Source organism: uncultured Brachyspira sp. (genome assembly GCF_910588665.1).
Classification (GTDB): Bacteria; Spirochaetota; Brachyspiria; order Brachyspirales; family Brachyspiraceae; genus Brachyspira.
In genome coordinates this window covers 41,958-65,723 of sequence record NZ_CAJUPR010000005.1, presented here as the reverse complement: position 1 = coordinate 65,723, position 23,766 = coordinate 41,958, and the positions used below count along the sequence as shown (strand labels likewise).

The window sequence follows — 23,766 nt, the reverse complement described above, 5'->3', positions numbered from 1 at the left end:
AATGATGTTATGAAGAAAAAAAAACAAGATAATAAATCTAATGTCAATGAAAAATATTCATCATCAGATAGAGAAGAGGCTTTCAGAACATATTTTGAAATAGTAACTAAGATTGTGTATACATTAAATTTGATATCTGATAGAAATGACATGACAAGAAGACTATCAAGCAATATTGACAGAGCTTTAGGATATGATGATGAAATGCTTCCTAATAATGAAAAAATAGTTAATAATACTAATGAAATTGAAATACTTGTAAACTCTATTAAATCAGATGTTAAGAAAATAAATGCTTTTAAGAAATACAATTTTAATATAGAAAGATTTATATATGAAAATAATTTGGATTTAGATGAAAGATTTATATTATATTCCGTATTAGTTTACACCATTTACGGTGATTCTATGTCTGCTATATCTATTAGAAGGATACTAGAACTCATTACATTAAACAGCGATATTTATATAAATAAGTATCATTATTTTGATAATAACAGCAAATTAATATCCAGCGGCATATTTAATTTATCTCATGAACCTTACCCTAGTATAGGTATATTTGAAATTACGAATACACTCATAACATTTGTAAGCTCCAAAGTAATATTTGCATTTTTAGAAAAAGAAAACTATAAGGTTATAGATAATATAATAAACAGCGAGGAAGTTATAAAAAAATTTACTTTAGAGAATAAAGTAAGCGGTAAAAGTAAATCATTAAGTTCAGGTATATTAACTCCCAGAGAAATAGTGTCTCAATTGGATAAAATAGTTATAGGACAAGATGAGGCTAAAAAAGCATTGGCGGTACATGCATATCTGCATTGCTTAAGAATAAACGGCAATAAAGATATACCTTTTAGATCCAATATTCTTATGATAGGACCTACAGGAGTCGGTAAGACTTATTTAGTTAAAACTTTAGCGGATATATTAGATCTTCCTTTTGCAAGGGCTGATGTTACAACTTTAACTGAAACAGGATATGTGGGAGACGATGTGGAAGTTGTTTTGTATAATCTGTATAGAAAGGCTAACGGTGATTTAGATAAGGCTCAGCATGGCATAGTGTTTTTAGATGAGGTTGATAAAATAGCTAAAGCTGATGCACATCAATCAACTACGGGAAACCCTTCTGATAAGGCTGTTCAGGAGGCGCTTCTTTCTATGATGAATGGAGAGGATATAAGAGTTCCTGAATTCGGAGACAGAAGAATGATGCATTCCAGTGACGGAATACTTATGAATACTAAAAATATATTGTTTATATTCGGAGGAGCTTTCGTAGGACTTGATGATATTATAAAGATGCGTTTAAAAGGAGAGAGCAGCTTAGGCTTCGGCTCTAATGCCGTTATAAGCAAGCTTCAAAAAAATAGAATATTAAGTCAGGTTGATGTTAAAGATATAGAAAAATACGGTATGATACCCGAGTTTATAGGCAGAATACCAATAATAGTAACTTTAAATGATCTTAGTAAGGAAAATTTAAAAGATATCTTGACAAAAACTTCAGAATCTCCTATTATTAAGTATACTGAATTTTTTAAAAGTATAGGAAAAAAATTAACTGTAACATCGGAAGCTATTGGCTTTATAGTTGATAAGGCTTCCAGTATGAATATGGGTGCTAGATCATTAAAAAGTATAGTTGAAGCTGCAATGGTTAATATACTTTTTAATTTGGACGGAGTTAAAGGCAATACTCTTACTCTTACCAAATATGATATAGAAAATGCATTTAAGGATAGAGAGACAGTGATTTCAAGCAATGATGATAAAAAAATAGATAATTCTAATAAAAATTTTTCTAAAGAATCATTTATGGCTTGATTTTACTTATTGTATGTTTATTTGTTATAATATAGTATGTATATTTAATAACAGATAATTATTGGAGTTTGTGGATTATGATAGTAACTAAAGAAAAAGAATTATTAAAAGATTATGAATTAATAGAAGCACATAAGAAAGGCGACAGTGAAGCCTTGGATATTTTATTAACAAGGTACAAAAATTACATATTTAATTTGTCATACCGTTTTATGCATAATTATGAAGATGCTATGGATTTAACGCAGGATGTATTAATACGGGTATATAGGGCAATAGACAGATATGAAGAACGCAATTACTTTAAAGGCTGGCTGTATCGTATAATAAGTAATACTGCTATTAATATGTATTCTAAAGCTTATAGGAGAGAATCTCCGTATTTGGAAAAATTGGAGATAGTTGATGATAAAAGATATAATACTGAAAAAGAATATGAAAGGATATATCTTAAAGAAAAAATATATAATGCTTCTATGAAATTAAAAGGAAAACAAAGAGATGTTTTTATATTGAGATATTACGAGAATTACTCATATAAAGAAATAGCAGATATTTTAAGTATATCAGGCGATTCAGCTAAGAGCAATTATTCTTATGCTCTTAAGAAAATGAAATCGTTATTAGAAAAGGAAAGGACTCTTTTATGAAATTACATGACATGATGCAATTTAAAAGCAAAATCGAGAAAAAAAGACATCATTTCGATTTGCCTAATCTGCCTGATAGGGAGTGGCAGCATATGCTTCATAGAGCTAAAATGGAGACTATGGATAAAAATAAATTTAATCCATTGTATGTTTTTATGTGTTCTTTTAAGCTTTCCTTAGCCTTATCTACGGCAATAGTTTTGATGCTTAGTTTGTTTTTGTTTTACGGTAATACAGGCAGATTCAGAAGCAATTCCATTAAAACTAATACTGCATCGTCTGTTAGAAATAAAGAAAATATTGTTAATGTGGTTAATAGCAGTTTTATTTAAAATTTAATATCTGCGGAAGAAATTTAAAATTATACATTATCATATTATATTTTATATGCTGATGTATAATTTTATTTATATAATAGTATTTCTATTATATCCGATAATAATTACCAGAATATTTTTTATATATAAATATTATATATTGCAGGATTATAACATGTTTCAATTTCATTTAACAAGTAAAGCAAAAAAAGTTATAGAGTTGTATGCTCAGGAGGAAGCAAAAAGATTAAATCATGATATGGTTACTCCCGAACATATACTTTTAGGATTACTTCATGAATCCGAAGCTTTGGCTACCCGTGTTTTAATGAGATTGAAAATAGATTTAGACAGATTAAAGTTAGAATTAGAGTCTGCTATGGTAAAATCTTCCGCCACAAAAGTATTCGGCACATTGCCGACCGCCCCAAGAGTACAAAAACTTATAAGCAGGTCTGCTGAAGAGGCTAGAGCTTTAAGTCATAATTATATAGGAACAGAGCATTTGCTTTTAGGACTTTTGAGAGAAGAAAGCGGTACAGCTTATAATGTGCTTACCAGTATGGGGCTTGAACTTAGCATATTAAGACAGGAAATATTAAAGATGCTTGGGGTTGCATCAAGCAATATACTGTCTTCAGAGCAGACTCATCAGGAAGATAATGTAAAAAAAATAAAAACTCCTACATTAGATCAATTTGCCCGTGATTTAACAAAGATGGCAAGGGATAAGGCTTTAGACAGAGTTATAGGCAGAGAAAATGAAGTTATGAGAGTAATTCAGATACTTTCCAGAAGAAAGAAAAATAATCCTATACTTCTAGGTGAGCCAGGAGTAGGTAAAACCGCCATAGTTGAAGGCTTGGCTGAAAAGATAGTGTCAGCTGATGTTCCTGATATTTTATTGAAAAAGCGGGTATTAACTTTAGATTTATCTTCTGTTGTTGCTGGTACAAAATACAGAGGAGAGTTTGAAGAGAGAATAAAAAATATAGTATTAGAAATAAAAAAAGCAAATAATATTATAATATTTATAGATGAGCTTCATACATTAATAGGAGCGGGCGGAGCAGAAGGTGCTTTAGATGCCGCTAATATGCTTAAGCCTGCGCTTTCAAGAGGTGAAATTCAGTGTATAGGCGCTACAACAATTAATGAATATAGAAAGTATATAGAAAAAGACGGTGCTTTAGTTAGAAGATTTCAGCCTATTAATGTGGAGGAGCCTAGTATAGAGGATACTATAGAGATATTAAACGGAATAAAAAGCAAATATGAAGAGCATCATAAGGTAAAATATACTGATGAGGCTATTAATTCTGCTGCTGTTTTAAGCAAGAGATATATTTTTGAAAGATATTTGCCTGATAAAGCTATAGATTTAATAGATGAAGCTGGTTCAAGGGCTAGACTTCTGAATATGACAAGACCTCAGGAGGTTAAAGATTTGGAAAAGAAAATAGAGGAGCTTAATCAGGATAAAAAGAATGCTGTTGATAATCAGAATTTTGAAGAGGCTGCTAAAATAAGAGATGAAATAACTTCATTACAGGAAGAAATTTTAAAAAAAGAAGAAAAATGGCGTGAAGAAAGAAGAAAAATAGATACATATATTGAAGAAGATGATATAAGACATGTTATATCAGAAATAACAAATATACCTATCAAAAGATTATTAAGTTCTGAAAGCAAAAGACTCATAGGAATGGAAGAGGAGCTTCATCAAAAAATTGTAGGTCAGCAAGAAGCTATATCTTTGATTTCCAAAGCTATAAGAAGAAGCAGAGCAGGACTTAAAACTTCTAAAAGACCTCTTGGAAGCTTTATATTTTTAGGACCTACTGGAGTTGGGAAAACAGCTTTGGCTAAAGTTCTTTCAGAATTTATGTTTGGTGACAGTGATGCTCTTATTAGAATAGATATGAGCGAGTTTATGGAGAAATTTGCCGTAAGCAGACTTATAGGGGCACCTCCGGGATATGTGGGTTATGAAGAAGGCGGCGGACTTACCGAGAAAGTAAGAAGAAAACCTTATTCTCTTATACTTTTTGATGAAATAGAAAAAGCCCACCCTGATGTTGCTAATATACTTTTGCAGGTTCTTGAAGAGGGGCAGCTTACCGATAATTTTGGAATAAAGGTTGATTTTTCAAATACTATTATAATAATAACCAGTAATTTAGGAGCCAGAGACATTGTTAAAGGCGGTTCTTTAGGATTTAATGCCGTAGGTAGTGAAAAAGATTCTGATGATATAAAAAACTTTGCCTTAGAAGAATTAAAGCAAACTTTTAATCCTGAGTTTTTAAATAGAATTGATGATATTATAGTTTTCCATACTCTTACTAAAGATGATTTGAAGGATATTATCAATATAATGCTTAAAGAATTAAATGATGCTATCAAAGAAAAAAATATTATTATCAATTTGACGGAAGAAGCTAAGAGCTATATTATAGATAAAGGTTTTGATAAAAAATACGGTGCCAGAAGTCTAAGAAGAGCTATACAGAAAGAGATAGAAGATTATATCAGTACTGAAATATTATTCGGCAATATAGAAGAGGGATATACAGTTAATGTTGATGCTAATAATGATGGCTCTTTAATATTTTCTTATGATAAGCCTGTTAAAACAGAAGACAAGGAATTATCTAAAAGTTAGTTAACATACATACTCCTATAAATATTGAAGATGCTTTTTAAATTATTTAATACAATAATTTTTAAAGCATCTTTTTTTACATCATAAATAATACATTAATTTTTTAATACTTTATATTTTTATTATTTGGTTTAAATTATTCTTTATTAAGATATTAAAATACTGCTTTTTGAATTATATATATTTTTTTATAAGATGAGTATTCAGATAAAAAAATCTATGCATAAATATATTATGCATAGATTTTTATCAATTAATTTTTTTATTGTGCGGCTGTTTCTTCTGCAGTATTATTATTTTGCTGCTGATTTCTTAATATTATAGCCTCATCGTATGTAATATATTCCATATTAGGATCATAAGTTCCGGCTCTCTCCTCTCCGTTCATACTAGGTATTGTTAATAACTGACCAGGAAGTATTAAATCTGGATTATTAGGATCTCTCAATATATTTCTGTTAGCCTGATATAATCTGTACCATTGTATAGGATTATTATATATGAAAGAGTAGCCCGCTATTCTCCATAAGGCATCAGTTAAAGGAGTTCTTTGCACAACCGTATAATACATAGGAAGTACAGTAATTTTACCTTCGGTATTAACAGATTGACCTGTAGTAGCATCTATAATCTGACCGGTTTCATTATTGTCCGTATCTATATCAACTAAATCTCCGTCACCTGGTTTTTTAGGTCCCATTTCATATATAGCATTCATATTTCTGTTGGCTTCTTCAAGTTTTTCTCTGGCTAAAGTATTATCATTATTAGCCAAAGCATCTTCCGCATCTTTTATTATATGAGAAAGATTCTGATCTTCTTCGCTTCCTGTAATTATATAACCGTCATTAACTAATTGCTGATATCTGGCTTTAATATTATCCAGCTGTCTTTGATTTTCTTCTCTTTCTATAGCATTATCTCTGTTATTAATTAAATCGTCCATAGTTTTAGAGGCTTCTAAAGCTTTCTTGCTTGCATTTTCAGGATTAGTCTCCACTATATTATTAGCGTCGGCTAAAAGAGTGGATATATTATTATCATCTTCATTGCCTCTTGTTATGGTATTATCATTTATAAGATTGTTGTATTTTTGCTGAGCATTGGCAATATCCTGTTTAGCTTTGGCTATAGCTTCCTGCTGAGCTCTTAATCTAGCCTCTTCTTCCGCCTTTCTTTTTGCCTCTGCTTCGGCTTTTGCCTTAGCTTCAGCCTCCGCTTTAGCTTTTGCTCTAGCCTCAGCTTCCGCCTTAGCTTCAGCCTCCGCTTTAGCTTTTGCTCTAGCCTCAGCTTCCGCCTTAGCTTTAGCCTCTGCAGCGGCTTTAGCGGCGGCATCTGCTTCAGCTTTATTTATTCCTGCAAGAGCGGCTGCAACATTTTGCTGTACGCTTGCAAAATTATCGGCTTTCAAAGCCTCATCTGCCTTAGTTAATGCTCCTGATACGGTTTTATCATTATTATCGCCTGCTTTTATACTTTTTCCCAAAGCTGAATTATATTTTCCTCTTGCATCTGCTATAGCTTTAGAAGCAGTGTCTCTTTCTCTTCCCAAATAACCTTCTTTAACCGTATTGGCTGATGCTAATGCATTATTAAAATACTGCAGAACTGTATTAAAAGTATTGGATGCAGCTGTAAACTCTTCATCATTTTGAGCTGTAGCATCTGGAGAAGGCATACTTCCTATATTGGCATTTCCTTCATCAAAGTATTTAACTGCTTCTTCATAAGTTGCTTTAAATTGATTATCGGAAGATGCTCCCATCTGATTAATTTCTGTTATAGCGTTATCTGCATCATTTTTAGTTTTATTTATTCTAGCATTCATAAGTCTGTAGAATAACGCCATACTTGCTTTGTCTATAGTAGCTGAAGCCTCCTGAGATTTATCATAAGACTGCTGATACTGTCCTTCATTTTGCAAACTATCCGCTTCATCTGTTATTTTTGCAGCATCTTCATAAGTTTGAGCCGGTAAAATAGACCATGTAAAAGATAATAAACCTATAATAGCTATTATTTTTTTTATTCTCATCATCTTACTCCTTAAAATATTTAATTCTGTTCTTGCTCAAAGGCTTCTATTTCCTGCATCATTTTTTCTAATTGAGCTAAACGCTCTTTTACCAATTTTAAAGCCTCATCGCTCCTGTCAAATTTTTCTTTAGTTTTATTATATAAGTCCGTATAAGCCTCTTTAGCTTTATAAAGCTTATCTACCATTGCTCTATAGTCTTTATTTTCAGCCGTATACATAACATCAGCTTCCCTATATAAAGCATCAGCCTTACTGAATTCATTAGCATACATTACGCCTGCTTTAATATTAATAGCATTAGTGGCGCTTTCATCTGTTTGTTTTTTCAATATCTCTGAATATGGAGGCAAGCCTTTATCTAAAACAAGATTATAATTTGTTTCGGCTGTCAATAATAGTTCTTTGGCTTTATCCGCCTCATCTTTATTTTCTTCTTTCATAATAATATCAGCTTCGGTATATCCTTTTTCAGCTATATCAAAATCTTCCTGAGCAAATGTTTTTATTTCGGGATATTTGTTTACTATTGTGTCTCTTAAAGCTGTTACTCTCTCATATTCCTTTACGGGTAAGCCGCCGCATGAAATAAATATAAAAGCTATTAATGTAATAAAACCTATTTTTAACTTTAATTTCATAATCAGATTAATCCTCCCAATTTTCATAAAATATATTTTATGGATTTAAATAAATAAAACCATAATTATTAAAATAAGAAAAAATATAATTAAATTTTATTATAAAAAATAATACAGTTATGTTAACTATATTATTAACGGTATAAAAGTCAACAACTTTTATATTTTTTTACTTTTTATAAAACATAAAAAACAGCAGTAATTTAAGATAATTTTTTTAAATTAATTAAAAAAAAAGATTAAAGACCTTATATTATTTAATTAATTATTAAAGTAATAAATTATTTACTAGATAAATATTTATCTATTCCTGCGGCTGCTTTTTTACCGTCTCCTATAGCTAGAATAACGGTAGCGGCTCCTCTTACCGCATCTCCTCCTGCGAATACGCCCTCCATAGAAGTAGCCCCTGTTTCATCATTTATAGCATAAGTACCCTTTTTTATAGTTTTTAATTCAGGCACTTTTTTTGCGATAAGCGGATTGGGAGTAGTTCCTATGGCAACTATAACAGCATCAGCTTCTATATCTTCAGTTTTATCTTTTACAGGAATTGGTTTTCTTCTTCCGTCTGAATCAGCTTCTCCAAGCTCCATTACCTGAGTTCTTATAGCTTTGACATTATCATTTTCATTGCCTAAAATTTCAATAGGTGCTCTTAAAAATCTGAAATCAACGCCTTCTTCCATAGCATGATGTATTTCTTCCAATCTTGCTGGAAGTTCATTTTCGGTTCTTCTGTAAACTATATATACTTTTTCAGCGCCTAACCTTACGGCAGTTCTGCAGGCGTCCATAGCGACATTTCCTCCGCCTAATACAGCAACTCTTTTATGTCTTATAACTGGGGTATCAACTTCAGGAAATTTATAAGCACCCATTAAATTAACTCTTGTTAAATATTCATTTGCAGAATAAACTCCGCATAAATGCTCCCCATTTATATTTAAGAATGCAGGCAGTCCAGCTCCTGTTCCTAAAAATACCGCATCATATTCTTTTCTAAGCTCTTGAAAATTTAATGATATGCCTGCAACTTCATTAATTTTAAACTTTACGCCGTCTTTTTTTAAATTTTCAACCTCATAAGCTACCAATTCTTTAGGGAGTCTGAATTCAGGAATTCCGTACATTAATACTCCGCCTATTGTATGCAAAGCTTCAAGTACAGTAACATCATATCCTAATTTTATTAAATCTCCCGCACAAGCTAAGCCTGCAGGACCTGCTCCTACTATACATACCTTTTTTCCGTTTTTTGCAACTTTTAATTCTTTATGTTCGGCATATTTTCTCTCATAGTCTGCAACAAACATTTCCAATTTTCCTATAGCAACAGGTTCAAATTTTTTACCGACTATGCATCTCTTTTCGCATTGCTCTTCCTGAGGACATACCCTTCCGCAGGCTGCGGGTAAGGCATTGGTTTCCTTAATTTTTTTAGCCGCTTCTAAAAATTTCTTTTCTGCTATAAGCTGTATGAAGTCAGGTATCTTTACTTTAGCAGGACAGCCTTCCATACAATGCGGCACTTTGCAATCTAAGCATCTTAAAGATTCCAAATACGCCTGCTCTTCGGTATAGCCAAGAGGAACTTCTTTAAAATCATTTCTGCGTTCTTCGGCGCTTCTAGTTGGCATTTCCTGTCTAGGTATTTCACCCAATTTTGATCTTGGCGGCATATATATCTCCTATTTTCAGGTATTTTTTACTTAATTTATTAAATTAAAATTATTATACTCTAATTTTAAATATTATCAATGATAATTTTATATTCATAATAATTGATTTAAAATCATTTATAATCTATTGACTAGAATTATTTTTTATAATATAATTATTTGAATAGTTATTATAAAATATAATCATTTTCTTGGAGGAAAAAATGGCAAGAGTATGTGAAATATGCGGAAAAGGCAAGCAAAACGGTCATAATGTAAGCCATTCTAATATAAAAACTAAACGATCTTTTAATGCTAATTTACAAAACATAAGAATAGAGTTAAACGGTTCTGTAAAAAAAGCATTAGTTTGTACTAAATGCATTAAAGGCAGCAAAGTATCTAAAGCTAAATAATATTAATTCTTAGTTTCTGAATATAATGAATGTAGATATAGGTAAATTTGCCGGTTTCTGCGATGGTGTGAAGCATGCTGTTGAGAATACATTTTCTCAGGCTGCTAAAAATGATAATGAAATATATATAGACGGACACTTGATACATAATCCTCAGACTCTTGATATGCTTGAAAATATCGGCGTGAAAACTTATGATGATAATGAGGATATTTCGGTATTAGACGGAAAAACTGTTATTGTAAGAGCTCATGGAATTTCGCCCAAAAGAAGAGAAGTTTTATCAAGTCATGCTAAAAAAATAATAAATCTTACATGCAAATATGTGGCAAAGATTCAGGGGCTTGTAAAAAAGCATAGCTCACTCGGATACAGAGTAATAGTAATAGGCAATCCCGGGCACCCTGAAATTATAGGAGTTTGCGGATATGCTGATAATGTTTATGTTGTATATAAGGACATAGACTTAGATAAACTTCCGAATGATTCTCAAAAAACTTTAATAGTTGCTCAGACAACCTTGCAGAAAGATATATTCAGTAAATTTGTAGAACAGATAAAAAATAAATATGCCGATGCTGAAATAATCATTAAAAATACTATATGCGAAGCTACAGAACAGAGACAAAATGAAGTGCTTGAGATAGCAAAAAGAAATGATGTTGTACTTGTTATAGGAGGATCCGAAAGCTCTAATACAAGGAATTTATACTCTATAGCATCTTCCATTAAACCAGCATTTTATGTTGAATATAAAGAAGATTTGGAAAATATTGATTTATCAAATTATAAAAATGTAGGAATTATGGCTGGCGCATCAACTCCCGATTGGCTTATAGAGGATGTTGCTCAGACTATAAAAGATAAATATTCAAGTTCTGTATATAAAACATTATCAAAAGTATTTGATTTTTTAAATTACGGATACATATTTTTTTCTTTCGGCGCTTTTCTTATGTCTTATGCCATATATGATATATTATCTCAGCCGTTTCAATATAGAATAGGAATTATAATAGCTTTATATTATATGTATATGAGTTTGTCTAATGGGTATAGTAATTATACTATAAAAGTAAGCGATAAGAGAAGATATTTATTCTATCAGAAAAATAAGATTTTCTTTATGTCATTGATAGCTGTAAGTTCATTATTAATGTTTTATTTTGCATATAAAGTTAATACAGGCATATTAATGCTTTCAATACTTTCAAGTCTGCTTGGAATAGGATATAATATAAGTTTTGAAAATAAATCCAGATTTGAATCTTCTGTTTTCTTTAAATTATTTAAGAAGTTTATACCATTTAAAGCTATAGTAATATCGGTTGCTGTTACGGTATTATTAAACGGTTCAATATTCATTATGCATAGAAATATATTAAAAGATAAGCCTTTTTTATATTTGTTTTCAGCTGTCTCTGTATTTTTATTTATGTTTATAAGACAGGCTTTAATAGAAATAAAATTTTCTCAAAGCGATAAAATAGCAGGTGCTGTAACTTTAACTACATATATAGATTCTCATAAATTAGCAATTATAACAGGAATAATACCTATAATTTTGGCTTTATTTACAGCTGCAGGTATTTTTATTTATAAATTGCCGTTAGAAATTAAATATTTTATACCTATTGTGTACAGCAGTATAATTTCATTTGTTGTGATGAAAAAGAGAATTATAACAAGCAGACATTTATTTTCTATATTAATAGATTCCCCGCTTTATATATTATTTTTAGCGGCATTAATTAATGTTTAATTTATAGAGTAAAAATTATAAAAACAGAAAAACAAGTATTATTAATACCGCTTAATATTCAATTTTTTTTCATAAAAAGAGAAGATGAAGAAGAAGCGGCAAGGTGATTTCTTCTTAAATCTATAAGCTCAAATATTGTAGCCGAAGATAAACTTTCTCTTAAAGCTTTAGGAGATTTTAAAAGCTTAATAATTTCTTCATTAACCATCCATTCTTCATCATAAACATTACTCATAGAATCTCTAGGAGCATAAATCATATTACTTCTTGCAAGCACAATAAATCTATTATTTTCATCATAATAACCAAGCTCGCCTATAAAGTATGCATGAGGCATAGCTAAGTTTACATATCTGTCGCCATAGATGTAATTTACTTCTATTTCTTTATGAATTTCTCCGTTAGTAATATCATATCCGAATACATGGAATATTCTTACAGATATTCTCTTTCCTTTTAAAGAGTGATAATTTATATCATTATCCGATATATCCCAATAGAAAAAACACCATTCAGGATCGCACATCATAAGCATTAATTTTGTTTCATTATATCTGTCGGATAATTCTCCGACTATATCAACTTCATCAGGTATGTATTCTTCTTTTTTTATTTCTTCTGTCTTTTCCGTATCTTTGACTTTTTTTTCAGTTTTTTTCTTTGATGCTGCTTTTTTAGTTGTATCTGTTTTCTTAACCGTTTTTTTAGAAGCGGCTGATTTTACAGCGGCTTTTTTAGGAGTGCTGTCAGATTTTTTTTCGGCAACTTTTTTAGTAGCAGCGGCTTTTTTAGCAGCAGTTTTTTTGACGGTTTTTTCTGCCGCCTTCTCTGTTTTTTTAGTAGCCATTAAATATCTCCATAAATTTATATTTTATAAACCATTATAGAATAAATACTTTTATTGTCAACAATTAAATTCACTTTTTTACTTTTTTAAGTTTACAGGATTTTAATTATTACGATAATAAATAATATACATATATTATTTTGTTAGTATAATTTTTATAGGAGAATAAATGAAGCTTAGGATAGTTATATTATTTATTTTTAATACTTTATTATTTTCTCAGGAAGACTTTACCGTGCCAGTAACTCCTAGCAATGATCAGGAATTAGACAGAGCTGCTGGATATGCAAGAACATTATCTGAATTTGACGGAAGTATAAATGCATATACAAAATTAAAAGCTTATATCAATGTTTTAGATTCTAAGGGAATGGAGAAATTAAAAAAGCATCCGTCATATCCTATATTAGGAGATATTTATATGTACGGAGCTTCTTATTTGTCTAAAGAGTTTAAAGAAGATAAAATAATAGAATTATATAAAAAAGCTTTAGAATTGAGAGCGGATCCTAATTCAAATTACAGACTTGCATTAATATATAAAAAAAAGTTTGATGATGCCGTAAATAAAAATGATAAAGAGAAAGAAAAAGAATACGGAAAAAATGTTTATAATTATTTAAATGCTTATTTGTCGTTATCTGGAAATAAATCTTCTAAATATAATGAAATACTTAGTTATTTTAGTTCATATAAATAAAAAATATATATTATCTATTGACATTTTTTTTATTTATGCTATAATATTTACACATTAAAGGATAATCCGAGATAGCTCAGTCGGTAGAGCAGGTGACTGTTAATCACCGGGTCGCAGGTTCGAGCCCTGTTCTCGGAGCTTTGTTAAAGCCCCTTATTGGGGCTTATTTTTTCTTGACATAATTTTTTATGAATCTGCTTATTATCATAATAAATCCCATTACTGCAGATAAAGCAAATCCTATCATTCCTATAACCGATGTTCCCTTAAATAAAGGAGGCATTTTACTTGTTATAATTAAGGCACTGGACATAATTAAAGAAGCCAAAACTATAGAATAGCTTAATCTGTCGGCTAAACCGTCTAATATGGCAGATAATGATTCTAAATTTTTATGTTCAAGCTGAATTTTCATGCTTCCCTTTTTTATCACTGAAATCAGTTCTGCTATATCGCTTGGAAACTCTTTTAATATATTAGAATACCCTGATATTAATTTTTTTAACTGCCTAAATATATTATCAGGTTTTATTTGATCTTTAACATATCTGAAGGCAAAAGGTTTAATATGTTCTATTAGTTTCACATCTTTATCTAAATTTCTAGCTACCCCTTCAAGAACTATTAAAGATTTTATTAAAAGCATAATATTGCTCGGCAAAGTTAAACGGAATTCTTTTATAATAGATATAAGCTCATTGAATACATCTTCTATATTGATATTATCCAAAGGCATATCAATATATTTGCTTACTAAAATAAATATTGCCGTATTAAATTCATCTATATTATTTATCTCGCTGTGATAGCATAGATTCAGTATAGCATTAGAAAGATCTAAATAATCTGCGGAGCTTATACTTATAATAAGAGAGGAAAAAGCTTCTTTTGAGTTCGGCGGAATAAATCCTATCATTCCGAAATCTAAAAAACATAATATATTATTTTCCAAAACCATTAGATTTCCAGGATGAGGATCAGCATGAAAAAATCCAAGCATAAAAATTTGCTCCAATACGGCATCTATTCCAATAGAGACTAGTTTTTTTCTATCATATTTTTCATCGTCAGGCGATATATCAGATATTTTTATACCATCTATATATTCCATAGTTAATATGTTTTTAGTGCTGTATTCGTCATATACTTTTGCTATTTTTATATTTTTATTATTTTTGAAATATTTTGCAAATTTTAAAGTATTGTTTTTTTCAAAATTAAAATCTAATTCCTGCAAAAGCTGAGATTTAAAAGCGCTTATTAATTTTTGCGGCTGCATTAAAGCGAATTCTTCATTATATTTTTCTATAATATTTGACAGCCATACTATAATCTCTATATCAGTAAGTATATTTTCTTCTATATCTGGTCTTTTTACTTTTATGGCAACTTTTTCGCCGTTTTTTAAAACAGCGGTATGAACCTGAGAAATAGATGCACTGGCTTTAGGAGATGCTTCAAATGATTCAAAAATATCTTCTATTTTAGCTCCGAGCTCTTCTTCTATTATTAATCTTGCAGTATTATCATCAAAAGGCTTAACATGATTTTGAAGCTTGCTTAATTCTGCTATAACATCTTTCGGAAGTATATCTGTTCTGTTTGAAATTATTTGTCCAAGTTTTATAAAAGTAGTGCCCAAATCTTCGCATGCCATTCTTATTCTTTCAGCTCTTGTATATTTTCTTAAATCTACGCCTTTATATTTTATATTGAATTTGTCTATAGGATTTTTTATTATTTTTAATATGGGAGTTATTGCTATAATATCTCTGAAGCCGTAAGCTATTATTATAGATATAATTTCTCCTGCTCTGTTTATAGATTTTATGCTATTCATTATGTTTCCTGAAGATATAATTATGTATTGTGATATAAAATAAGGAGTTTAATAATATATCAAACTCCTTATTTTATTATTGCTGATTTTTGTTTATAGATTCTTTTAATTCATCTAACTCTTTTCTCATAGCATCATATTCTTCTTTTCTTACATATCCAATTTTATCAATTACCTTCTGTACTCTTTCATCTATAAACTGAGTAACTTCATCTTTAGTTTCAGACGCTTTGTTTACCATATCCTTTACAAATTTTTCTCCCTCTTCAGCGCTTACATTCTTATCTTTAATAAACTCACGAGCCGCTTCTTCCAATTTTTCCTTTCCTTTAAGCATCATTCCAATGCCTGCATAAAATCCTGATTTAATATCTTCTGATAAAGCCATAATACTCTCCTTTAATTTTAATTAATTAACTTTTATCACTAAAATATAAAAAGTCAATACAGAAAAATTTACTTTTATAAAATATAATCATACTATATATAACCATATAAAAATATAAATAATAAAAAAAATTAATTATTATTTATCGGCAGCATTAAAATAGCATGCCATAAAATCTCCTTCTCCGTTTTCAAAATCATTTACCATAGAGGCAACTTTTTTATTAAGTTCTTTTATCATAAAATATGCCATATCCTCCGCTTTGCTTTCTGTTATATCGGCGTTATTTTTTTGAATATTTTTTATAACTTTATTGATATTAACTCTTTTATATACTGAATCGCTGTCCATATCATAATCTCCTTATAATTTATATTTAAACATATCCGTCTTTTTTTAATGTTGTTTTAAGAACATCAATATCGCTTGTAATATCTATAATATTATTTTCATATATTTTTGAAAGTATGCATTTTAAAAACTCTATAACCGATAGTATGGAATCTTTTATTTCTGATTTTACATTATTTATATTTTTATTATTTACGGCAGATGATGTTAATTCTATATAAGAGTTAATTAATTTCAATGCTGTAGGTATATTATATTCAAGCATTTTATCCAGTTCTGCTGAATTATCTGCAGATTTATCTATTATTTCTTTAAATAAACTATTTAATTGTATTACATAAGATGAAAACTCATAATTTTTTATATATATAACGGTATCATTTATTAGTTTATGATATTCTAAAGCTTTTGCAATAATATTTATCTCTTCTTTTTTATTCAAACTTACTCTATTAATTTCTTCATCGTATGCATAACTGTATTGAACTTCTATAGCATCATCAAATATATTTTGATTATCTTTTTCTTCTTTTTCATCGTTTTTACAGCAATAAAATTTTTCCATATATTCTTTATTGTATTTCAAATTAAAAGCTTCATCGCTCATAAATGAAAATCTTAATAAATCTGCTATGCAAAGCAAATAAGGTATTCCTGTCCAGAAGAATAAAACATATAATATTCCTCTCTTAGTCTGTCCCAAATAGAATTTTTGTATTCCTATTCCTCCGCAAATAAGAGAAACTGCAGAACATATTACAGTCTTAATTCTATTTTTTACCAATCTGCTTTCTTTTTTCATATTGAACCTTTTTTAATTATTTATTACTTCTATAAATTAAACTCAGCTAATTAAAATCGGCATTGTAAATATAGTTATTTTATCCTTTTATGTTTAAAATCAGACTTATGATTTACATAATCATCAACTATCTGATAATTGCCGAAAATTTTGTATTTATATATGGTTAATCCTTCCAATCCTACAGGACCTCTTGCATGCGTTTTGTTTGTTGAAATACCAACTTCTGCACCGAAACCGTATCTGAATCCGTCAGAAAATCTTGTTGAAGCATTGCAGTATACATTTGCAGAATCAACATAAGTCATAAATTTATCTATATTCTTTTTGTTCTCAGATATTATTGAATCTGTATGATGAGAGCCGTATTTGTTTATATGATTGTATGCTTCTTCTGTATCCGATACTATTTTTAATGATACTTCTTTATCTCCGTATTCAAAATGCCATTCTTTTACTTCTTCTATATCAGATTTATTAAGTATATTTATAACTTCTTCATTACCGTTCATTTTTATGCCGTTTTCTTTAAATAGCTTATAAAGTTTAGGAAGGTATTGTGAAGCTATATTTTTGTTTATAAGTATTGTTTCTGCGGCATTGCAGGCGCTTGGATACTGAGCCTTTGAGTCCAAGCATATTTTTAAAGCTTTTTCCTGATTGGCAGATTCGTCTATATATAGATGACATATACCGTCGGCATGTCCTAATACGGGTATGCTGGTATTTGATTTTATATATTGTACTAAACTATTTCCTCCTCTTGGTATTATAAGGTCTATATATTTATCCATTGATAATAATTCTTTTATATCTTCTCTTGTAAATACCAAATTGACGGAGTTTTTTGGAAATTCTTTTATATTATTTAAAGTTTCTTCTATTATCCTGAATATTGCCTTATTAGTGTTTTCTCCCTCGCTTCCGCCTTTAAGTATAACGGCATTGGAAGATTTTATACATAAAGAAGATATTTGAGATAGGCAATCTGGACGCGCTTCGAATATTACCGCTATAAGTCCTATAGGACATGATATTTTTTTTAATATTAAATTATCATCAATTTCAGTTTCTAATAATGTTTTATTAATAGGATCTTCAAGTTTTGCTACATCTTTTATGCCCGAAATAATATCCGTTAATTTATTTTCATCTAGCTTTAATCTGTTAAATATAGATTTTGAAATTTTATTCTCATAAAGAAGTTTTTCAGCATATTCTAAGTCTTTTTTATTTTCTTCAAATATTTTATCTTTATTTTCTTCTATTTTTTTTGCTATTTCAATTAAAGCATTATTTTTTATATCGCTGTTAATTGATTGTAATTTATAAGCGGCTTTCTTAGCATTTTTTACTAAATCTGTTAATTGCATAATTTGATTTCCTATTCTATTAATATATACTATATTATACATATTATAAAAATATAATCAATTATTAAGCATTAAAGATACCCAGTCATTTTTTGATTTTCTTAAAACAATACTAAGATTATTTTCTCTTACGGCATCTTTCATAAATGATTCTTTTTCCAGAAGTATGCCAGACAATATCAGTACAGAATTTGATTTTAATAATTCACTTAAGCTTGGAAGTATTTCTACTAATATGTCGGTTTCTATATTGGCAATAACTAAATCAAATTTTAACCCCATATTAATTAAATCTTTTGCTCCTGCCGTCATAACATTATCTATTTTTATATTATTGTATGATGCATTATCAAGCGTACAATTAACGGCATCATTGTCTATATCTATAGAGGTAATATTTACTGCTCCTATCTTATATGAAAAAAGCGATAATATACCGCTTCCGCATCCTATGTCGGCAATATGTTTAGATGTTATGTCATTATTTACTGCATATTCTTTAATCATTTCAAGTGCTAGCGATGTGCTTTCATGCGTTCCTGTACCGAATGCATATTGTTTTGCTATATAAAGCGGATTTTTATTTTTTTCATTATAAGATTCTTTCAGATTAGGTACTATAGTAATATCTCCGATATCAAAAGGCTTTAAAAAATCTGTATATGAAGTTAAATATTCTTCAGATTTTAACTCTTTTATGTAAATACTGTAGTCTGCAATATCTTTAATATATCCTTCTATTATAGTGAGATTGTTTTTTAATATATCTTCATTATCATTATATATATTTACTAAGGCAGTATTGCTGTCTTCGGCTGAAAACTCTGTATTAAAACCCAATATATTTAATTTTCCGTTTTCTATTACAGCTTCTATTATATCTTCAAATCCTCTTTTTAGCTTTATAGATAATGAATATATAATCATAATAACTCCGGGTATTTTTACTATATTATAATATATTTATAATATTATTAATATCATTTATTTTATTTTCCATATCTTTTCTGTATTTAATAACAAATGCATTGTCATTAACATTTCCCCTTACAGATTCAAAATCTTTTTCCATAATAGTTTTATCATCTATTCCGAAGCTTATCATTTTTGATATATCATATTCTTTTTGAATATCTTTATAAAATATATTGTATGTTTCTTCTAATAATAATTTATGCCTGTCTAATAATTTTTTTATTATGTCTTTATTTATATCTTTTATATTATATCTTGATTTTACAGTATTTATTACCCATGATTTTTCATCTTCCGAATATATATGGTATAATTTTTCAAACTCTTCTACCAAAGTTTTTATATTGTTTATTTTATTATTTTCTAAGTCTTTAATAATATTGTCTGCTCTTTGTTTTGCACATATAAGTCCGCCTATATCAATCCATTTTTCAAAGAAATTATTTTTATTGTATTGTAAATTTAATATTATTTTCTCTATGCTTTCTGAATTATTAATATATGAAAGTATTTTATTATGCAGGTATAAATCTATTGCTATAGAATATCTTTTAGAATATTTATCTAAAGAAGATTTTTTTATTATCATATTTTTGTATGTTAAAAAATCATTATTATCATTATGATTTTCTTTTTTTATATTTTCCAAAATAGATTCTGAATTAATCATCTTTGATACAGTATACGGACTAAATACATCAAATATTATTAAATCTTTTTTGTTTCCTTTTCTTCTGTCTCTTTCTCTCCATTTATTTTCATCTCTTGAAAGTCCCACTCCGAATAAATTTAAAGCGGGTATAAGTCTTGTCTGATGATACCCATGTTCTGTTATATAAGAAAAAGGAAAATCAGAAGTGTCTACATTATCATAGTGAGCTCCTATTACAGTTGAAAAAGCTCCTATGCGAGAAGGCCATATAATATATGAATTGCTCCCAGTTTTGCATCCTCTTTCCATGAAACCATGATGATAAGGTCCTAATTTATACATATGATTGCTTTGATTTGTAGCACTTCCTGCATTGAAAAATGAAAAATAGCTTGCTATTAAAAGGGTTGCTTTATGATGCGTAACCGTATAAGGTCCTGCAAATATTGAAAACATTTCTCCATGTTCTCCTTCGCAGTTTGCAAATAAAAGCGAATCCTCGCATGAAAACTGTCTTCCTAGTTTTACACCTTCTCCTATAAAAGCTTTTTTAATTAGTGTACCATCTACTATATGAGCGCCTTTAAGAACAATAGAATCTTTTAATATAACTGAAGTTCCTATATATGAAGGACATTCTTTTGTGCTTATTACAGTTGTGTTGTTAATTTCATCTGTATTTTCTATAGTGGCATAAGGATCTATTAAAGAATTTTTTATAAGCCTTGCATTTATTATTTTTGCATACTTTTTAATTTTTCCGAACTTTCTTGTTTTCTGATTTGTATAATCGTCTATAATAGAATTAATTTTTTTACGCATTAATTTTTTATGTCTGTATATTGCAGTTAAATATGCTATATGAGAATTAAGCCTGTTAAATATTTTTACGCTTCTTCCTCCGCCTTCAATAATAGGCGAAGTTTCCACTCCGTTGCCGAAGCTGCTTTTACCTTCCATGCATATTGATCCTGCATTTTCTATTATAACGCCTTTTTCTATTTTATAATTTGATATAAATCTTCCTACATTATTTATATATACATTTCCGTTTATAAATACATCTATTAAAGATGCCCTGTTTATTGAAGCGAGTAATTTTAATTTTTTATGATATTTTACAGCACCGTTAAGATCATTGATTTTTATTTTGCCATGAAACTGAACATCTTTTATTCTGCTTAAATCAACATTTTTTATGAATATTTTTTCCCAAGACTGAGAAGAACAGCCCTGAGATTTCAGAAAGTTTATTTCTTCATTAGTAAGATTCCTGAAATCTTTATCTTGTTTTTTAAAAATGTACATATCTAAAAATCCTTTAATTATTATGCCTGCTTTGTAATTTTTTGTAAAATTTGAAAATTCGTTAAAAAATGAAAAACATTAAATATTATATATTAAAAATAAATAATTTGCTATTCTTTTTTATCCATAGTTATTTATTAATAATTTTATAAAATTGTTTTTTGCTATTGACTTAATTATTATATAAGTATATTATAATATAATAATATACTTATATAAAGGAGCGTAAAATGAAAAGAGAAGATATTGTAAATGATGATGATGACTGCGAAGCGGGTATAACATATACAGGCATATCTTCATTTATTCCGAAACTTCCTGATGATGAAGAGTTTTCTCTTTTAGCAGGATTTTTTTCCGTATTTTCGGATTCTACAAGACTTAAAATCATATCAGCATTGAGCGAGAAAGAATTATGCGTGCATGAATTATCATCTTTGCTTAATATGAAGCAGCCTTCAGTTTCCCAGCATTTAAAGATGCTTTGGCAGGCTAGAGTAGTAAAAAAAAGAAAAGTTGGGCTTCATGTTTTTTACAGACTAGATGATCAGCATATAGAAAAAATTTATACTTGGGGGTATGAGCATGTTAAAGAATAAAGAAAGACTTTTATTTTTATCAGAAATTTTATTAGGTATTATAGTATTAATATTATTATATACTTTGCATAAAACTATACATGGTGCTGCGGAATATATAATTTTCTTTATACCGTATATTATTTTAGGCAGAGATGTATTTAAAAATGCAGCTTTAGATTTTATTAAGGGAAAGTTCATGCGGGAAAGTTTCCTTATGAGTATTGCTACTGTAGGAGCTATTATACTTCATGAATTTCCTGAAGCTTTAGCAGTTCTCATATTTTACAGGGTGGGTGAGTATTTTGAAGATATGGCTGTTGATAAATCAAAACGCACAATAGCGGCTTTAATGGCTATAAGACCCGATTACGCAAATATTATAAGAGAAAACGGAAATATTGAGACATTAGATATATCTGAGGTTCATATTAATGATAATATAATAATTAATCCTTTTGAAAAAATACCTCTTGATTCTGTTATATATGAAGGAGAAAGCTGGATTGATACTAAAGCTTTAACGGGTGAGAGTATGCCTGTTAACGTTAAAATTAATGATGAAATTTTAGCTGGAACTATAAACGGAGATAATACTATTAAGGCAAAAGTTATAAGAGATTACGGAGAATCATCTATAGCTAAAATTTTAAAATTAGTTCAGGATTCTCAAAGCAGAAAGGCAAATATTGAGCAGTTTATAAGTAAGTTTGCAGGTATTTATACTCCTATAGTTGTATTCAGTGCAGTTTTACTTACTGTTATACCAGTATTAATATACGGCAGAGAGTTTTTCAATGATTGGTTTCAGCGCTCTTTAACTTTATTGGTAGTATCCTGTCCATGCGCTTTTATGGTTGGAATTCCTTTAACATATTTTTCTTCTATAGGAAGAGCTTCAAAGTTCGGAATAATGGTTAAAGGCGGAATATTTTTAGATTTGCTTGCTAAGACTGATAAAGTTATTTTTGATAAAACTGGAACACTTACAAAGGGCGAGTTTTCTATAAGAGATATATATAATACAGGCATATACGATAATGATACTCTGCTTAAATATGCCGCCTATGCAGAAAAAGGTTCTTCTCACCCAATAGCAGTGTCAATATTGCAGCATTATAAAAATCATAATAACGGAATAATAAATGACAGCCTGATTTCAAGTCATAAGGATATAAGCGGAAAAGGTGCTTCATCAATAGCTGATAATAAAAATATATTGATAGGAGGTCTTGATTTGCTAAAGCACAATAATATTGAAATATCAGAAATTAAAGAAAATATAAATGTTCATATAGCAGTAGATTCTCAATATGCGGGAGGTTTTTTTATTGATGACAGTATTAAAGATGATGCCAAAGAGGCTGTTGAATTATTAAACTCTATGAATATAAAAACTGCATTGATAAGCGGAGATAATACTGACAGAGTAGAGGCATTTGCAAAAGAGATGAATATAAAATCATTTGAAGGAAGCTGTTTGCCTGAAGATAAAGTAAGCGCATTAAAAAATATGATGGAAGATTCTAAAGCTTCAATATTTGTAGGCGACGGTATTAATGATGCTCCTTCTCTAGCTGCTGCCGATATAGGCATAGCTATGGGAGGTCTGGGTTCCGATGCTGCCATAGAGAATGCCGATGTGGTTATTATGGATGATAAGCCTTCTAAAGTTGCAGCCTTAATTAAACTTGCTAAAAAAAATCATACAGTGGTTTTACAAAATATTATATTATCATTGGCTGTAAAATTTGCTGCTATTATTTTAGGAGGCTTAGGGCTTGTTTCTATGTGGCTTGCCATTTTTGCAGATACAGGCGTTACTTTAATAGTAGTGTTAAATGCTTTGAGGCTTTTATATCCTTTAGGCGAAAAAGATGATAATTATAATATAGATACTAAAACCTGCAGTATAAAAGTTACTGACTGCAGCTGCGGGCATTGATTATAAATTATATAGAGATGTATG

General features: G+C 29.2%; 20 protein-coding genes and 1 tRNA gene. 10 read left to right on the top strand and 11 right to left on the bottom strand.

Going from position 1 to position 23,766, the window contains the following annotated elements; genetic code table 11:
- Positions 1-9: 9 nt before the first annotated feature.
- From clpX to QZ306_RS04975, 4 genes are all read left to right on the top strand, one after another.
- Positions 10-1,836 (top strand): ATP-dependent Clp protease ATP-binding subunit ClpX, encoded by a 1,827-nt coding sequence (gene clpX, locus QZ306_RS04990; RefSeq protein WP_295161779.1) that lies wholly within the window; start codon positions 10-12, stop codon positions 1,834-1,836.
- A gap of 77 nt (positions 1,837-1,913) precedes the next feature.
- Complete coding sequence (locus QZ306_RS04985) at positions 1,914-2,486, top strand: RNA polymerase sigma factor (protein ID WP_295161778.1); 573 nt, start codon at positions 1,914-1,916, stop codon at positions 2,484-2,486.
- Entirely contained in the window at positions 2,483-2,818 is a 336-nt protein-coding gene (locus tag QZ306_RS04980; RefSeq protein WP_295161776.1) for a hypothetical protein, read from the top strand. The genes QZ306_RS04985 and QZ306_RS04980 overlap by 4 nt, the downstream gene beginning before the upstream one ends.
- Positions 2,819-2,978: 160 nt before the next feature.
- Entirely contained in the window at positions 2,979-5,468 is a 2,490-nt protein-coding gene (locus QZ306_RS04975) for an ATP-dependent Clp protease ATP-binding subunit (protein ID WP_295161774.1), read from the top strand.
- Positions 5,469-5,730: 262 nt separating this feature from the next.
- Here the strand turns inward: QZ306_RS04975 and QZ306_RS04970 are convergent, their stop codons facing one another.
- The 3 genes from QZ306_RS04970 to gltA form a co-directional block, all read right to left on the bottom strand.
- The gene (locus QZ306_RS04970; RefSeq protein ID WP_295161772.1) at positions 5,731-7,506 is read right to left on the bottom strand and encodes a hypothetical protein; all 1,776 of its coding nucleotides are present in this window, start codon (positions 7,504-7,506) and stop codon (positions 5,731-5,733) included.
- Positions 7,507-7,523: 17 nt separating this feature from the next.
- Positions 7,524-8,144: a hypothetical protein gene (locus QZ306_RS04965; RefSeq protein ID WP_295161770.1), complete on the bottom strand. Its 621-nt coding sequence runs from the start codon at positions 8,142-8,144 to the stop codon at positions 7,524-7,526.
- Positions 8,145-8,425: 281 nt separating this feature from the next.
- Positions 8,426-9,826 (bottom strand): NADPH-dependent glutamate synthase, encoded by a 1,401-nt coding sequence (gene gltA / locus QZ306_RS04960; RefSeq protein WP_295161768.1) that lies wholly within the window; start codon positions 9,824-9,826, stop codon positions 8,426-8,428.
- Between the two features lie 203 nt (positions 9,827-10,029).
- Here gltA and rpmB point away from each other — a divergent pair, with 203 nt between their 5' ends.
- Together rpmB and ispH are read left to right on the top strand one after the other, a co-directional pair.
- Positions 10,030-10,221 (top strand): 50S ribosomal protein L28, encoded by a 192-nt coding sequence (gene rpmB / locus QZ306_RS04955; RefSeq protein ID WP_295161766.1) that lies wholly within the window; start codon positions 10,030-10,032, stop codon positions 10,219-10,221.
- A 25-nt stretch (positions 10,222-10,246) separates the two neighbouring features.
- Complete coding sequence (gene ispH, locus QZ306_RS04950) at positions 10,247-11,983, top strand: 4-hydroxy-3-methylbut-2-enyl diphosphate reductase (RefSeq protein WP_295161764.1); 1,737 nt, start codon at positions 10,247-10,249, stop codon at positions 11,981-11,983.
- A gap of 58 nt (positions 11,984-12,041) precedes the next feature.
- Here ispH and QZ306_RS04945 read toward each other — a convergent pair whose 3' ends face one another.
- Positions 12,042-12,830 (bottom strand): DUF4912 domain-containing protein, encoded by a 789-nt coding sequence (locus QZ306_RS04945; RefSeq protein WP_295161762.1) that lies wholly within the window; start codon positions 12,828-12,830, stop codon positions 12,042-12,044.
- 169 nt (positions 12,831-12,999) lie between these two features.
- Here QZ306_RS04945 and QZ306_RS04940 point away from each other — a divergent pair, with 169 nt between their 5' ends.
- Positions 13,000-13,530 (top strand): hypothetical protein, encoded by a 531-nt coding sequence (locus QZ306_RS04940; protein WP_295161760.1) that lies wholly within the window; start codon positions 13,000-13,002, stop codon positions 13,528-13,530.
- A gap of 65 nt (positions 13,531-13,595) precedes the next feature.
- Positions 13,596-13,668: transfer RNA gene (locus QZ306_RS04935), tRNA-Asn, on the top strand.
- A 25-nt stretch (positions 13,669-13,693) separates the two neighbouring features.
- Here the strand turns inward: QZ306_RS04935 and QZ306_RS04930 are convergent.
- From QZ306_RS04930 to QZ306_RS04900, 7 genes are all read right to left on the bottom strand, one after another.
- Positions 13,694-15,370 (bottom strand): AarF/ABC1/UbiB kinase family protein, encoded by a 1,677-nt coding sequence (locus QZ306_RS04930; RefSeq protein ID WP_295161758.1) that lies wholly within the window; start codon positions 15,368-15,370, stop codon positions 13,694-13,696.
- A 76-nt stretch (positions 15,371-15,446) separates the two neighbouring features.
- Positions 15,447-15,758 (bottom strand): phasin family protein, encoded by a 312-nt coding sequence (locus tag QZ306_RS04925; protein ID WP_295161757.1) that lies wholly within the window; start codon positions 15,756-15,758, stop codon positions 15,447-15,449.
- A gap of 138 nt (positions 15,759-15,896) precedes the next feature.
- Entirely contained in the window at positions 15,897-16,109 is a 213-nt protein-coding gene (locus tag QZ306_RS04920; protein ID WP_295161756.1) for a hypothetical protein, read from the bottom strand.
- Between the two features lie 25 nt (positions 16,110-16,134).
- Positions 16,135-16,911: a TM2 domain-containing protein gene (locus QZ306_RS04915; RefSeq protein ID WP_295161754.1), complete on the bottom strand. Its 777-nt coding sequence runs from the start codon at positions 16,909-16,911 to the stop codon at positions 16,135-16,137.
- A gap of 74 nt (positions 16,912-16,985) precedes the next feature.
- Complete coding sequence (locus QZ306_RS04910; RefSeq protein WP_295161752.1) at positions 16,986-18,284, bottom strand: glutamate-5-semialdehyde dehydrogenase; 1,299 nt, start codon at positions 18,282-18,284, stop codon at positions 16,986-16,988.
- Between the two features lie 57 nt (positions 18,285-18,341).
- Positions 18,342-19,211, bottom strand: coding sequence for a 50S ribosomal protein L11 methyltransferase (locus QZ306_RS04905; protein WP_295161750.1), 870 nt, complete (start codon positions 19,209-19,211; stop codon positions 18,342-18,344).
- 25 nt (positions 19,212-19,236) lie between these two features.
- Positions 19,237-21,219, bottom strand: coding sequence for a DUF4954 family protein (locus QZ306_RS04900; RefSeq protein WP_295161748.1), 1,983 nt, complete (start codon positions 21,217-21,219; stop codon positions 19,237-19,239).
- A 230-nt stretch (positions 21,220-21,449) separates the two neighbouring features.
- Between QZ306_RS04900 and QZ306_RS04895 the strand changes: the two genes are divergently transcribed.
- Entirely contained in the window at positions 21,450-21,818 is a 369-nt protein-coding gene (locus QZ306_RS04895) for a metalloregulator ArsR/SmtB family transcription factor (protein ID WP_295161746.1), read from the top strand.
- The gene (locus QZ306_RS04890) at positions 21,805-23,742 is read left to right on the top strand and encodes a heavy metal translocating P-type ATPase (protein ID WP_295161744.1); all 1,938 of its coding nucleotides are present in this window, start codon (positions 21,805-21,807) and stop codon (positions 23,740-23,742) included. The genes QZ306_RS04895 and QZ306_RS04890 overlap by 14 nt, the downstream gene beginning before the upstream one ends.
- Positions 23,743-23,766: the final 24 nt, after the last annotated feature.

Excerpts from the sequence above, each read along its gene's own strand:
- QZ306_RS04940 (WP_295161760.1), top strand. The coding sequence starts at position 13,000 with ATGAAGCTTAGGATAGTTATATTATTTATTTTTAATACTTTATTATTT.
- QZ306_RS04915 (WP_295161754.1), bottom strand. The coding sequence starts at position 16,911 with ATGAAAAAAGAAAGCAGATTGGTAAAAAATAGAATTAAGACTGTAATA.
- QZ306_RS04945 (WP_295161762.1), bottom strand. The coding sequence starts at position 12,830 with ATGGCTACTAAAAAAACAGAGAAGGCGGCAGAAAAAACCGTCAAAAAA.
- QZ306_RS04910 (WP_295161752.1), bottom strand. The coding sequence starts at position 18,284 with ATGCAATTAACAGATTTAGTAAAAAATGCTAAGAAAGCCGCTTATAAA.
- rpmB (WP_295161766.1), top strand. The coding sequence starts at position 10,030 with ATGGCAAGAGTATGTGAAATATGCGGAAAAGGCAAGCAAAACGGTCAT.
- QZ306_RS04895 (WP_295161746.1), top strand. The coding sequence starts at position 21,450 with ATGAAAAGAGAAGATATTGTAAATGATGATGATGACTGCGAAGCGGGT.
- QZ306_RS04985 (WP_295161778.1), top strand. The coding sequence starts at position 1,914 with ATGATAGTAACTAAAGAAAAAGAATTATTAAAAGATTATGAATTAATA.
- clpX (WP_295161779.1), top strand. The coding sequence starts at position 10 with ATGAAGAAAAAAAAACAAGATAATAAATCTAATGTCAATGAAAAATAT.
- QZ306_RS04890 (WP_295161744.1), top strand. The coding sequence starts at position 21,805 with ATGTTAAAGAATAAAGAAAGACTTTTATTTTTATCAGAAATTTTATTA.
- QZ306_RS04900 (WP_295161748.1), bottom strand. The coding sequence starts at position 21,219 with ATGTACATTTTTAAAAAACAAGATAAAGATTTCAGGAATCTTACTAAT.
- QZ306_RS04965 (WP_295161770.1), bottom strand. The coding sequence starts at position 8,144 with ATGAAATTAAAGTTAAAAATAGGTTTTATTACATTAATAGCTTTTATA.
- QZ306_RS04925 (WP_295161757.1), bottom strand. The coding sequence starts at position 15,758 with ATGGCTTTATCAGAAGATATTAAATCAGGATTTTATGCAGGCATTGGA.
- QZ306_RS04920 (WP_295161756.1), bottom strand. The coding sequence starts at position 16,109 with ATGGACAGCGATTCAGTATATAAAAGAGTTAATATCAATAAAGTTATA.
- ispH (WP_295161764.1), top strand. The coding sequence starts at position 10,247 with ATGAATGTAGATATAGGTAAATTTGCCGGTTTCTGCGATGGTGTGAAG.
- QZ306_RS04980 (WP_295161776.1), top strand. The coding sequence starts at position 2,483 with ATGAAATTACATGACATGATGCAATTTAAAAGCAAAATCGAGAAAAAA.
- QZ306_RS04930 (WP_295161758.1), bottom strand. The coding sequence starts at position 15,370 with ATGAATAGCATAAAATCTATAAACAGAGCAGGAGAAATTATATCTATA.
- QZ306_RS04905 (WP_295161750.1), bottom strand. The coding sequence starts at position 19,211 with ATGATTATATATTCATTATCTATAAAGCTAAAAAGAGGATTTGAAGAT.
- QZ306_RS04975 (WP_295161774.1), top strand. The coding sequence starts at position 2,979 with ATGTTTCAATTTCATTTAACAAGTAAAGCAAAAAAAGTTATAGAGTTG.
- gltA (WP_295161768.1), bottom strand. The coding sequence starts at position 9,826 with ATGCCGCCAAGATCAAAATTGGGTGAAATACCTAGACAGGAAATGCCA.
- QZ306_RS04970 (WP_295161772.1), bottom strand. The coding sequence starts at position 7,506 with ATGATGAGAATAAAAAAAATAATAGCTATTATAGGTTTATTATCTTTT.